Source organism: Paenibacillus sp. FSL R5-0517 (assembly GCF_037974355.1).
Taxonomy (GTDB): Bacteria; Bacillota; Bacilli; order Paenibacillales; family Paenibacillaceae; genus Paenibacillus.
The window spans coordinates 743,026-755,367 of sequence record NZ_CP150235.1; the positions used below are offsets into that span (position 1 = coordinate 743,026).

Sequence of the window (12,342 nt, forward strand, 5' to 3'; positions counted from 1 at the left end):
TTGAAGATGTTGCATAACATCTCATCCTAACCCTATGTAAACCAATCACCCCTATTTGTAAAAAAACAAAGGCGTCCGCACAAGTTGAACACTTGTTGGACGCCTCTTTTCGTAGTTGCTGTCTCTCAACTATTGTTTGTACGTTACATTTGGATGGGAGATATTCGGATTATTCCTGAGCCATCGCCTTGAAGGAAGCTTCTGCGGCTTCCAATGTAGCCTGAACATCCTCGTCTGTATGAGCCGTAGTCAGGAACCAAGCTTCGTACTTGGACGGAGCGAGGTTAATGCCACGGTCCAGCATGTGACGGAAGAAGGAAGCGAAGCGTTCCCCGTCTGTATCTTGAGCATGATCGTAGTTCGTCACGGGGTGATCACAGAAATGGGTGGAGAATGCACCGCGAATCCGGTTGATTGTCAGTGCAATCCCATGACGGTCAGCAGAAGCTTGCAGACCTGCTGTCAGGTCGATAGCAAGGCGTTCCATCTCCTCGTATACACCTGCGCCTTGCAGGACCTCCAGACATGCGATACCCGCCGAGATGGATGCAGGGTTACCAGCCATCGTTCCCGCTTGATAAGCAGGTCCGAGCGGAGCAACCTGCTCCATAACGTGTTTGCGTCCGCCGTAAGCACCGATGGGCAGGCCGCCACCAATAATTTTACCAAGAGCCGTCAGATCCGGTTCAATCTCCGCATGATTATCGAGCCCGGCATACGTCTGCGTGGAACCGTAATGGAAACGGAAAGCCGTAATCACCTCGTCATAGATAACCAGTGAGCCGTTGGCGCGTGTCATGGCACAGAGACCTTCCAGGAAGCCGGGTTCCGGCATAACCATACCGAAGTTGCCAACGATCGGTTCAACCATGACCGCGGCAACATCATCACCCCAGTGCTCCAGTGCAGCTTTGAGGCTATCCAGGTCATTGTAAGGCACCGTGATGACCTCTTGTGCAATACTGGTGGGAATGCCGGCACTATCCGGGATACCCAGCGTGGACGGGCCAGAACCGGCCGCCACAAGCACCAGATCCGAGTGACCATGGTAACATCCGGCGAATTTTACGATCTTGTTGCGTTTGGTGTAGGCACGAGCTACCCGAATTGTAGTCATGACCGCCTCTGTACCAGAGTTAACAAAGCGTACTTTATCCATGGAAGGAATGGCTTCCTTCAGCATTTTGGCAAGCTTGATCTCTAATTCAGTCGGGGTACCGTACAGTACTCCATTGGCTGCAGCTTCTGTAATTGCCTGCGTAATATGAGGGTGGGCATGTCCTGTAACAATCGGACCGTAAGCGGCCAGATAATCAATGTAACGGTTGTCATCAACATCCCAGAAGTGGGCGCCCTGGGCTTTTTTCATAAATACAGGTGCACCGCCGCCAACGGCTTTAAACGAGCGTGAAGGGCTGTTCACACCTCCTACAATATGTTCAAGTGCTTCTGCGTATAGAAGTTCGGATCGGGAACGTGATGGTTTCATAAGATAACTTCCTTTCGTAATTCAAAATATAATAAAGGTACAAGCCACAGAAAGATATGATGATTTTCTCATAATAGTATAGCCGGGCACAACGAGAGGGCAGCGTAATGGCTGCCCTCTGCATGTTTAGATTACTGAGCCGGTTGTTCTGACTTCTGATCGTCACCACTGGCTGTTTTATCTTCGGTGCTGGTCGTACTATCATCCGTTGTAGCAGGCGGGTGAATAATATCCTGAATATGCTGCTTCAATTTTTCTTCATTTGTAACCGTTAATACTTGCGCACCACCTGCTGTACGTTCTTCTTTCAACAGGTTCATTGGTGGGATCTGCTCACTGCCGTTCATGCTGCTCTGGTATCCGAGTCCACCCAGCTTCCACATATCGGAGAGTGTCAGATTCGTATCTACGTAGGGATTAACCTGTTCCAGAATGGCAGGCAGTTTGGCTATGGTAGTGGTGGACTGCATTTTTGCCGTAACAGCTTTCAGCAATTCACGCTGACGCTCGGAACGAGCGAAATCCGACATCGCATCATGACGGAAACGAACGTACATGAGAGCTGTCTCGCCATCCAGATGCTGATACCCTTTTTTGAGATCAATATCGTATTCGTTATTGTCTGCTTTACTTGTATAGTGCATGTCTTTCTCCACATTAAAATCAACACCGCCAACGGCATCCACCAATTTGATGAATCCTTGGAAATCCGTATACACATAATACTGTACAGGAATGCCGAGCAGGTCGCCGGCAGCTTGCATCGCTGCATTCGGGCCATGGGTGATGGCAGTGTTGATCCGCTCTTTACCATACCCGTCAATATCGACGTATGTGTCGCGCAGAATGGAGAACAGATTGATTTTTTTGGTAAGTGGGTCGAGCGATACGACCATCATGCTGTCGGAGCGGGGAACTTCACCTTTTTTCAATCCGCGCGCATCGACACCCATAACGAGAATATTGACCGTCTCTGTGCCTTCCCATTTGGGTGGGTCAGGTGTATTTACTTTCTCCACATTTTCGATACCGGCGAATGGTGATTCGTCACCGTCTTTTGCCAAACCGTCCAACTGATTGAGAATAGAACCGAAATAGTATGCCGCAGCTCCTCCGACAATTAACACGAAGGCGGCAAGAGAAATCCAGATGGTTCTCTTCGTCTTTCTGGTCATGCTAGCTCTCCTTTGTATTTGAGATGAAATAAAAAACGAGTTCAGGTATTGCTGAATTTTGACTGATACCATTATAATTTCTTTTTGGGCTACAAGCAATTTCAACAAAATCCAAGTGAGGTATAATCATGCTGGCGATTGATGTCAAAGATTTGCGCAAGTCGTTTAGCGTCCAGAAAAGCCGAGGTGGGCTGAAGGGCGCGTTCCAGGACCTGTTTGCACGTCAATACCAGGAGGTATTGGCTGTAAATGATATTTCATTTCAGATTCCGCAGGGCGAAATATGCGGATATATCGGGGAGAACGGTGCCGGTAAATCAACAACAATCAAGATGTTGACCGGCATTTTGGTGCCTACTTCAGGGCAAATATCGGTTGGTGGATATGTTCCGTATCAGGAACGGGAGAAGTTTGTACAGAATATTGGTGTTGTTTTTGGTCAGCGCAGTCAATTGTGGTGGGATATTGGCGTTATCGAATCCTTCCATTTATTGCGCAAAGTATATCGTGTAGGAGAGGTCGATTTCCGTAAAAGGCTGGATGAACTGGTTGAGCGATTGCAGCTTCAGGACCTGCTAAGTCGTCCGGTGCGGAAGCTCAGTCTTGGTCAGCGTATGCGCTGCGAGTTGGTGGCAGCATTGTTGCACAACCCGAGTATTGTTTTTCTGGATGAACCAACCATTGGTTTGGACATTGTGGTGAAGTCGGAAATTCGGGATTTCTTGAAGGACATGAACAAGGAGCATGGAACAACCATTCTGCTCACAACCCATGATTTGCAGGACATTGAGGCCCTATGTTCCAGGGTGATCATGCTTGATGCGGGTAACATCATCTATGATGGAGGTCTGGATCATCTGAAGTCCCAATGGGGCAAGGAACGGGAAATTCGCTTCAAGTTCGGTTCAGCTCACAACATGAGTCAGATGCAGGAATGGACTGCGGCGTTACCTGTGCGCTGGACGGTTGAGAATGAATTGTCTGCATCCGTATGGATTCCACTGGAATTGAACGTTTCGGATGTACTCGGACGTGTCGTTGGACAAGCCGATATTACCGATATTCAGATTATCGAGATCAACACGGATGAGATTGTGCGCAGTATTTACCAATCCGGTTCCGCCGAGCGTCCCGAGATTGTGGGAGCAGGGAAAGAAGCGGTGAGTGTATCCTAAGATGAATAGTGCATTTATTGATTTCATGCGCATCCGTTTTCTAACGATGCTGGCATACCGGGTGAATTATTACTCTGGCATTTTGATATATACGCTGAATATCGGCGTGTATTACTTTACCTGGCAAGCCATTTATGGCAGCAGTGGTGAACTTGGCGGCTTTACGGCAGCACAGATGACAACCTACATCGCTGTATCCTGGATGGCACGTGCCTTTTACTTTAACAACCTGGACCGAGAGATTGCCGCAGACATACGGGATGGCTCCATTGCGATTCAATTCATCAGGCCAATCAATTACGTTATGGTCAAAATGATGCAGGGTCTTGGCGAAGGCATTTTCCGCTTCCTGCTCCTCATGATTCCGGGGATGCTCATTGCCATTCTGCTGTTCCCGGTTGAACTGCCTACGGCGCCGTCGGCGTGGATTGGCTTTCTCGTCATGCTGTTCTTCAGTTTCCTCATTAATTCCCAGATTAATGTGATCACGGGACTGGCGGCATTCTTTGTGGAAAATAATGAAGGCATGATGCGCATGAAACGCGTCGTGGTTGATTTGTTCTCCGGTCTCATCATCCCGATCAGTCTGTATCCAGGCTGGATGTCCGCGGTGATGAAGGTATTGCCTTTTCAGGCCATTACGTATCTGCCCGGTTCGGTCTTCACGGGAAGAGTGGAAGGTACCGCCATCTGGAATGTACTCGGTATTCAGGTGTTCTGGTTTGCCTTGCTGCTACTTCCGATGGTACTGATCTGGCGTAAGGCGCGCAAGCGTCTGTTCGTGCAAGGGGGATAACAGAATGTACTATATGGGTCTGATCTGGGAATATTTGAAGAACTACATGAAAACTCGACTCACGTACCGTGCTGATTTCTGGGTGGAGATCCTATCGGATCTGCTGTTCCAGGCAACCAACCTGATCTTTATTTTTGTGGTCTTCCGCCATACGGATAACCTGGGCGGCTGGAGTGAGAGTGAAGTGCTCTTTGTTTATGGATATTTTATGGTGCCCTATGGCATCTTCAGTTGTTTTATCAATCTGTGGGGATTCAGTGAGCGGTATATCGTCAAAGGCGAGATGGATCGTATCCTAACACGCCCTGCACATAATCTGTTCCAGATCTTGCTTGAAAATGTAGACCCGCCTGCACTCGTGGGCTCGTTTATCGGCTTGATCATTATGATCTTCAGCGGAGCAGAGATGGGCCTGGTGCTGGAATGGTGGCATATTCCTGCCTTGATTATTTTGGCGCTTAGCTCAGTCATGATCTATGCCGGAATCTATACCACACTGACTTCATTGTCCTTTTATTCGGACGCACCAACAGGTATTCTGCCATTGATGTATAACATCCAGGGATATGGGCGTTACCCGGTAACGATCTACAACCGTGCTATTCAGGTGCTGCTGACCTGGGTCATTCCGTTTGCCTTTGTTGGCATTTATCCGGCTGCCTTGTTTCTGGAGAGGTCCGAGATGCATCGCATGGCACTGCTGACACCTGTGATGGGGTTGGTGTTTGGTTCCGTGGGTTTGCTTTTGTGGAATTATGGCGTGAAACGGTATCGTGGAGCAGGATCATAAAATGCCCTCAACGCAATTCGTGGGCCAGACTAGGGAGGAATTGACATGACGTTAACTGTAGGCGAAGTGGCACCGGATTTTGAGCTGCCGTCCAGTACGGGGGAGACGGTGAAGCTTTCCGATTACCGCGGACAGCGGGTGCTGCTTTATTTTTATCCCAAGGATATGACCTCGTCCTGTACGCAACAGGCTTGTGATTTCCGGGATCGACATGCTGAATTTGAAGGGCTGAACACGGTCATTCTCGGGATTAGTGTTGATCCGATGAAACAGCATGACAAGTTTATCGCCAAATATGGACTGCCGTTCACCTTGTTGTCAGATGAAGAGCACGCTGTAGCCGAGCAATACGGTGTATGGCAACTCAAGAAAATGTATGGCAAGGAGTATATGGGTATGGTTCGCTCCACTTTTCTGATTGATGAAGAGGGGAGATTGATCCAGGAGTGGTCCAAAGTTCGGGTCAAAGGACATATTGAGGCTGCTCTTGACGCAGTGAAGGCGTTGTAATGTAATAACCGGGACATGTATGAATGAATACATCTTATCCGTTTCATCACCAAAGGCTGTGTTTCGCGGGATTTACCGTGAACACAGCCTTTTTAGGTGGGCAATCGTTTATGACTGGGTGAATTGTTCTTGCTCTTGCCAGAACGAAGCCGATGCACAAGCAGAAGGAATAGCGGAATAATAAAGCTTACAGTGATATCCCAATCCACCCAGGCGGGCATGATCGTATTGGTGTAGAAAATGACATTGGGAGATATCAGTACAGCTAAAGCGAATAGTAACATGGCTGATGGCAGGATGAGAGGCTTGTATGTTTTCAACCGAAATAGTTGTGCTATTCCAATGACAAAAGAAAACATGTACAGCAGGCTTTTGAAATAGGTGGCAATCAACCAGGCGGTCGCCATGAACGCCTCAATTCGCTCGAAAAAATTGCCAATATTAATTTTTTGAGACAGGGTATAGGAGATGTAGATGTCATGTTGGGTCAGAAAGGGACCAAAGATCATCAGGGAAATGAGCAGCAGAGTGGTTAACATTAAGCCTCCACATAAGGTAGCGAGTAACATGTCCCGTTTGATATGAGGTCCTGACACAACATACGGGAGAACCATGGTAATCACGATTAGTTCACCAAAGGAAGTGAAAGCCCCCCTAATGGTAGATTGAATCAGTTGGAGCCAGGGGGTGTTCAAGAAAGGCTGTAGATGTGAACTTTTCACTTGGGGTATCAGGCCCATGAATAACAGGATCATAAATGCAACAACGATCGGCGTCAGCATTTCACTGCTTCCTCCTATTGTATTCAAACCATGCATAACTCCCCAGATAAGAGCGCACATAAGAATAATCAAAATGACCCGGATGGGGGTCTGAAGATAGATCTGTGTGGTCATGAAGTCGCCAACTTCACGGATACATATGGCAGCACCTATGGCGAAATAGAACAGATAAGCAGATGACAAAACAGCTCCTACCCATCGGCCAAGTATTTTTTGGCAGATTTCAATAAGAGACAGATCAGGATGTGTCTGATGAAGTTTGTAAAGAACCCATATAATGAGTAAGCCGATCGGCTGACCGATAAGAGAACAGAACCATGCATCCTGCTTACCGGAAGCAGTAACCACGGAGGGATAGAGCAGAATCATGTCTCCGACCATGACCAGGAAGGTGAGCAGTGTAAATTGCCTAATGGTGATTTTCTCCTTAATTAACATAGACCGTATACTCCTTCACTAAATTCAGCATGGATGACATTCGTTGATGAACTTCAATTATTCATCTATTCCAGGCTCCTTCCCGTAAAAAGTATTCATTCCTGTGAGGAGTTGTTGTGAGTAACCGATGATTTTCTGTTCGACTTGAGCAACTGGATCAGCAGGAGACAGCCGGGCAGAATGATCCCCAGCGTAGTATCCCAATCTACCCAATAGGGAACAACGGTAATTACGATAAAGGTTACGCTTGGTGAGACAAGATTGGCTAATCCAAAAACGAGTAGCGACGCTGGGAGCACAAGCATCCGATACTGCTTAAGCTTGAACAGTTCCGCACAACCAACAATAAAGGCGTATAAGTATATCATCGCTTTGAAGTAAGTGGAGATCAGCCAGGAAGAGGCCATAACAGCTTCAATACGTTCAAAGAAGCTTCCAATACTAATTTTCTGGGATAAAACAAAAGAAGCATATATGTTGTGTTGTGTGAGAAAGGCACCCAAGACCAGCAGGGATATGGTAACAAGTGTTGCCAATACCAGATTGCCTAGGCCTGCTGCGATAAGTACGTCCCTTGTTCGATGAGCCTGCTTGGCAACGTAGGGCAGAATCATCATGATGGGGACGACTTCACCAATTGGATATATAATGCTTACCAGAATGCCCTGTGAAATAGAGACCATATTCGTATCACTTACTGGTTTCAGATTGCTGGCATCAATCTGGGGAAGCAGGCAGAATGCAAGGACGACAATAAACACAATAACGACAGGCATCAGTAGTTCACTGCTTCGACCCATCGCCTCTAATCCGTGGAATACTCCCCAGCCGATCACGATGACAAACATCAGAATGATGATACGAATGGGAGTGTACTGGAAGATTTGAGAGGTCATGAAATCGCCGACTTCTCTCGTATGAGTGGAAGCACCAATAATAAAAAAGAACAGGTAGAAGCAGGAAAAGAGAGTACCTGGCCAGAACCCCAGAATGCTTCGTGCCATTTGTACCAGATTCTTTTCTGGGTGCAAACTGCACAACTTCAGGATCATGGCCAGTAGTGCCATTCCCAGAGGAATGCCTATGAAAGCACAGATCCAGGCGTCTTGTTTTGCGTAGGATGTGATGACTGAGGGGTAGATCAGCATCATATCTCCTACCACCATCAAAAAAGTGAGAGTGGTCAATTGTCTTGTTCCAAGGCGCCCGTGTTCAAGCATAATCGTCCTCTCCTTTTTCTAGGTTCCCGTCAGATGCGCCAAGAATTGATTAACAGGTTCATAGATCCACATGATGATATAGAGCGGACTCGGAAAATCCCACAGGTTTGCTGCGATTATACTAAACCCTGTGGCAATGATGAGCATGCCGCTATACACAGCTGTTTCCCTCCATTCCTTACGGCGGATAAGACCTGGCAGATCAAACAAGCCTATAAGGCCCGCTATGACAATGACAGTAATTGTAATCAACATCCGAGCTCACTCCTTCAAATCCTCCTTGAATGAATCATCCAGTGTACCTACCCGTTTGATCTGAACATTGGCTTCATACGTGACATCCAGGTTCTCAAAATATTGATCCCAATCCTTCTCAATCTTTTTGAAAAATCCAGGATCGGCATGATATACTTCCTGACCAAATCCAAAAATATCGGTATGGAATTTTCGCCGAACCGATTTCACTGATTTTTCCATCAGCTCGATCAGCCGCTCCTCACTGTCTTTTTCCAACTCTTTGAGCGTTTTCATTGAACCAATTCGGATTCCGCACTCAACTGCACCAATGGAAGACACATTTTTTATTTTGATATGAATTATTGGCTGGTCATGGATAACCTTCGCTTTTCGTTTCGTCTTGGTACGAAGGGTTTTGAAAGTCACATTACCGCCTTTTTGGCAAGGTAAGTGACCTATGGTAGATACCACGTTGTTGCGAATATAGTTGTATCCTTTGGATTCATCTTCAGTTAACCAGCCGATTAGTTTGTCCTTCTTGAAGACACTTAATCCCGTCGAATTGAGACGAGCGGGGGACGTGATTGTTGAGATATTATCTTTGCTTCCGCTTCTCGTAGTATTGCCTACAACCTCTACACCGGTGATTACGGGCTGTATTCCGGGAGCCAGCATATACTCCATCAACTGATCGCCAGTGACCGTAGTTGTGGGTGACCAGGTTTTGGCGGAGACGTCGAGGGAATTAAATATCTTCTCTGCAGGTAAATTCTCCAATGGAGTAAGTGTATCCAGTACCTTGGAAGCTGTTGTATTTCGAGCAACGATAACGTAATAATCGGGTCTCGCAGTAGGTTCTCTCATTAATGCTTCAATGACATCGTAGATGCCTTCTTTGCGGGCATATTCCTCACCGAACACCAGTATACGGATATGGGCCATGAATATGCGGCGCGGACTTGTCTCAGTCAGCTTTTGAATTGCTTCAAACAGTGTGGATGCGGAGGCTTCATACTGTGTGACAGGAGTGCCATTCCCTCCGCCCGATTTGGAGGATACTTCATTCGGTACAACGACCTGAGCGCTCACTTTAATCAGATCACCATCCTTATCTACACCAAGACCCAGCATAATGCCAAGTTCATTCAATTCCTGGCGGTCCCAGCATCCGGTAAGGAGAGGGAGCAGGAATGTAATGCATAGGATTAATCGGAAGCACTTGTTCATACATTATTCTCCTTACCGTATTAACGCTTCGTTTTTTTGCTGGCTTGTCTGGTTTTGTTCGGTGTACCTGTAGAGAGTGGACGTGTTTTCATATGGGACCAAGGTACACGAAACAGAGTATCCTTCAGATCTTTCTGAATGAAAGGTGCAAAGGGAGACATATAAGGTACGCCAAAAGAACGCAAGCTGCATAGATGGGTAACCGTAATGAGCAGAACAATGAGAATACCGTAGAAACCAAATGCTGCCGCAAGTATCATCAATACAAATCGCAGAATTCGAACAGAGATGGATAGTCCATTCTCTGGAATGACATAACTGGATATAGCCGTAATGGAAACGATAATAACCATCGCAGCGGAGACAACCCCTGCATCAACGGCGGCTTGGCCGATAACCAGCGTCCCGACGATGGAGACGGCTTGACCAACGGTTTTCGGAATTCGAATGCCTGCTTCCCGCAAAATTTCATAGGTCAATTCCATAAGTATAGCTTCAATGAATGCGGGAAAAGGCACGCCTTCACGTTGAGCTGCCAGACTAATAAGCAGATTGGTGGGCAGCATCTCCTGGTGAAATGTGGTAATAGCGATATAGAAGGATGGGGCCAGCAGAGCGATGAAAAAGGACAGATAACGAATCATCCGAATCAATGTGCTAATATCGGCCCGTTGGTAGTAATCCTCTGGTGACTGGAAGAAATGTACGAACAATGCCGGAACCAGGAGCACAAAAGGCGTTCCGTCTACAATGATGGCTACTCTCCCCTCAAGCAAGGCAGCACAAACCGTATCCGGACGTTCACTGTTGTACACGGTAGGGAATAGCGTACCTGTTTCATCTTGAACAAGTTCTTCGATATACCCGCTTTCCAGAATCCCATCAATATCGATCTCATCGAGCCTTCGCCTTAGTTCCTCCACCACACCTGCATCAACGGTATGTTTCAGATATAAGACAGCAACTCTTGTTTTGGTGATGCGACCAATCTCTCTTTCTTCGATCCAGAGATGAGGGTCCCGAATCCGTTTGCGGATCAAGGCTGTATTCGTACGCAGATTTTCATTGAATCCCTCCATGGGACCCCGGACAACGGTCTGTGAGATGGGTTCACCCACAGCACGGTCTTCCCAACCGGCGGCAGCAATTTTCAATCCACGTACACAACCTTCGATCAGCAGAATGGCCGATCCTGACAGGAGAGCATTGAGCACATCCTCCATGTCATCCACCAGAATGACATTGCTCGCGGCTAAAATATCATTCTGGATGTAGCTTAGATGCTCTTCATCTGCCGAGAACTCCGGGAGTTCATGTGTCTTTAACAGGGACTCCAGGATGGAATGATTCAGGATCTGCACATCCACTAATCCATCAATGTACAACATGACGGCAGGCCATTTATGGAGGCACTGGAGAGGACGCATCATTAAGTCATTGCTGTTCCCCATCACTTGCTTGCAGTAATCCATATTTTCGCTGAGATTCGGTGAGATTTGCCTCTGATCTTGATGCTCCACGTTTGGTTCACTCATACCTTCACCCCCTATACATCCTATATTTGCAAGTTAGTATGACCTGGATGATTTCGGATTATCACAAAAAATGAATGATAGTTCATCATTGTGTTTGAGGAAGTGTGTATTTTGGAGGGAGGAAGTGTTTACAGCGTTTTTTTGAAAAAAGCGATAAAAAAAGAGCTGCGATTATTCGCAACTCCTTGATAACTTATTATCGATGGACGTTTGTCCCAATTTACTTTTGTCTTTGTCGTACAGGGGCTGGCTTGGATACGGCGGATCTTGATGCCCATGCTTTGCGGTAGCGGTAAAGCACGGCAACAATAAGCAATAAGCCAACTCCTCCCACGATATATGCTGCATATTGATGAGCCAGATGGAATACGGCATTCCACTGGGGCCCGAATATTTTGCCAATGCCCAGAAACAGCACAACCCAGAACAGCGCACCTGAGTAGGCGTAGAGAGCGAACTTGCGAAAAGGAACGGCGGCTATACCCGCAAAATATCCGGTGAAATGCCGAACTCCCGGAATGAAATATCCGATGAAGATTAAAGCATTACCATATTTGGCGAACCACTTTTGCGTTTTATCGAGCTTGTCCTGCTTCAGCAGAAACCATTTTCCGTATCGTGTTATAAAGGGCAGTCCTGCTTTGGCTCCAATAAAATAAGTAATTGTCATGCCGATCGTTGTTCCCAGAAAAGCCAGTATGGTGAGGATTCCGAAGTCGAGATGACCCTTGTAGGAGAGAAACCCTGCGTAAGCCATCGTTGTTTCACCAGGAAAGGGAAGTGCGATGAATTCAAGCAACAAGCCAAAAAACAATACGCTGTATCCGTAGGACCCAAACAGATGTTGGACCTTCTCAAGCAATTCCAATAGATTTCACTCTCCTGAAGACGGGGTGGGAGCATGAATCTCTCCAAGGTGTTGTGTATACGTTATACCTGTCCATTATGCTACCTAATCTGAAGCGAAG

Annotated in this window: 12 protein-coding genes; 4 read left to right on the plus strand and 8 right to left on the minus strand. The window is 46.9% G+C overall.

The features are described from left to right. Window positions 1-169 precede the first annotated feature (169 nt). Both MKX40_RS03475 and MKX40_RS03480 read right to left on the minus strand, forming a co-directional pair. On the minus strand, window positions 170-1,489 hold the full coding sequence (locus MKX40_RS03475; RefSeq protein ID WP_339239447.1) for a glutamate-1-semialdehyde 2,1-aminomutase: 1,320 nt from the start codon (window positions 1,487-1,489) through the stop codon (window positions 170-172). A 131-nt stretch (window positions 1,490-1,620) separates the two neighbouring features. Next, a complete protein-coding gene (locus tag MKX40_RS03480; protein WP_339239448.1) occupies window positions 1,621-2,664 on the minus strand; it encodes an LCP family protein in 1,044 nt (347 codons plus the stop codon). Window positions 2,665-2,792: 128 nt separating this feature from the next. Here MKX40_RS03480 and MKX40_RS03485 point away from each other — a divergent pair, with 128 nt between their 5' ends. The 4 genes from MKX40_RS03485 to bcp are packed head-to-tail and all read left to right on the plus strand — an operon-like array spanning window position 2,793 to window position 5,935. Next, complete coding sequence (locus MKX40_RS03485; RefSeq protein ID WP_339239449.1) at window positions 2,793-3,839, plus strand: ABC transporter ATP-binding protein; 1,047 nt, start codon at window positions 2,793-2,795, stop codon at window positions 3,837-3,839. A gap of 1 nt (window position 3,840) precedes the next feature. Further along, on the plus strand, window positions 3,841-4,635 hold the full coding sequence (locus tag MKX40_RS03490; protein WP_339239450.1) for an ABC-2 family transporter protein: 795 nt from the start codon (window positions 3,841-3,843) through the stop codon (window positions 4,633-4,635). A 4-nt stretch (window positions 4,636-4,639) separates the two neighbouring features. Beyond that, window positions 4,640-5,425, plus strand: a complete 786-nt coding sequence (locus tag MKX40_RS03495; protein ID WP_339239452.1) for an ABC-2 family transporter protein — start codon at window positions 4,640-4,642, stop codon at window positions 5,423-5,425. 45 nt (window positions 5,426-5,470) lie between these two features. After that, a complete protein-coding gene (gene bcp, locus MKX40_RS03500) occupies window positions 5,471-5,935 on the plus strand; it encodes a thioredoxin-dependent thiol peroxidase (RefSeq protein ID WP_339239453.1) in 465 nt (154 codons plus the stop codon). Between the two features lie 92 nt (window positions 5,936-6,027). On the opposite strand, the gene MKX40_RS03505 is transcribed toward bcp, so the two are convergent. From MKX40_RS03505 to MKX40_RS03530, 6 genes are all read right to left on the minus strand, one after another. Beyond that, window positions 6,028-7,155 (minus strand): endospore germination permease, encoded by a 1,128-nt coding sequence (locus MKX40_RS03505; RefSeq protein ID WP_339239455.1) that lies wholly within the window; start codon window positions 7,153-7,155, stop codon window positions 6,028-6,030. Window positions 7,156-7,250: 95 nt separating this feature from the next. Further along, window positions 7,251-8,375: an endospore germination permease gene (locus tag MKX40_RS03510; RefSeq protein ID WP_339239456.1), complete on the minus strand. Its 1,125-nt coding sequence runs from the start codon at window positions 8,373-8,375 to the stop codon at window positions 7,251-7,253. A gap of 18 nt (window positions 8,376-8,393) precedes the next feature. After that, window positions 8,394-8,630, minus strand: a complete 237-nt coding sequence (locus MKX40_RS03515; protein ID WP_339239457.1) for a hypothetical protein — start codon at window positions 8,628-8,630, stop codon at window positions 8,394-8,396. A gap of 6 nt (window positions 8,631-8,636) precedes the next feature. Continuing rightward, window positions 8,637-9,839 carry a Ger(x)C family spore germination protein gene (locus MKX40_RS03520; RefSeq protein WP_339239459.1) on the minus strand — a complete coding sequence of 401 codons (1,203 nt, stop codon included), beginning with the start codon at window positions 9,837-9,839 and terminating at the stop codon, window positions 8,637-8,639. 20 nt (window positions 9,840-9,859) lie between these two features. Then, a complete protein-coding gene (locus tag MKX40_RS03525) occupies window positions 9,860-11,374 on the minus strand; it encodes a spore germination protein (protein ID WP_339239460.1) in 1,515 nt (504 codons plus the stop codon). Window positions 11,375-11,594: 220 nt separating this feature from the next. Further along, window positions 11,595-12,242 (minus strand): DedA family protein, encoded by a 648-nt coding sequence (locus tag MKX40_RS03530; protein ID WP_339239462.1) that lies wholly within the window; start codon window positions 12,240-12,242, stop codon window positions 11,595-11,597. Between the last annotated feature and the right edge of the window lie 100 nt (window positions 12,243-12,342).

Excerpts from the sequence above, each read along its gene's own strand:
- MKX40_RS03475 (WP_339239447.1), bottom strand. The coding sequence starts at position 1,489 with ATGAAACCATCACGTTCCCGATCCGAACTTCTATACGCAGAAGCACTT.
- MKX40_RS03480 (WP_339239448.1), bottom strand. The coding sequence starts at position 2,664 with ATGACCAGAAAGACGAAGAGAACCATCTGGATTTCTCTTGCCGCCTTC.
- MKX40_RS03485 (WP_339239449.1), top strand. The coding sequence starts at position 2,793 with ATGCTGGCGATTGATGTCAAAGATTTGCGCAAGTCGTTTAGCGTCCAG.
- MKX40_RS03490 (WP_339239450.1), top strand. The coding sequence starts at position 3,841 with ATGAATAGTGCATTTATTGATTTCATGCGCATCCGTTTTCTAACGATG.
- MKX40_RS03495 (WP_339239452.1), top strand. The coding sequence starts at position 4,640 with ATGTACTATATGGGTCTGATCTGGGAATATTTGAAGAACTACATGAAA.
- bcp (WP_339239453.1), top strand. The coding sequence starts at position 5,471 with ATGACGTTAACTGTAGGCGAAGTGGCACCGGATTTTGAGCTGCCGTCC.
- MKX40_RS03505 (WP_339239455.1), bottom strand. The coding sequence starts at position 7,155 with ATGTTAATTAAGGAGAAAATCACCATTAGGCAATTTACACTGCTCACC.
- MKX40_RS03510 (WP_339239456.1), bottom strand. The coding sequence starts at position 8,375 with ATGCTTGAACACGGGCGCCTTGGAACAAGACAATTGACCACTCTCACT.
- MKX40_RS03515 (WP_339239457.1), bottom strand. The coding sequence starts at position 8,630 with ATGTTGATTACAATTACTGTCATTGTCATAGCGGGCCTTATAGGCTTG.
- MKX40_RS03520 (WP_339239459.1), bottom strand. The coding sequence starts at position 9,839 with ATGAACAAGTGCTTCCGATTAATCCTATGCATTACATTCCTGCTCCCT.
- MKX40_RS03525 (WP_339239460.1), bottom strand. The coding sequence starts at position 11,374 with ATGAGTGAACCAAACGTGGAGCATCAAGATCAGAGGCAAATCTCACCG.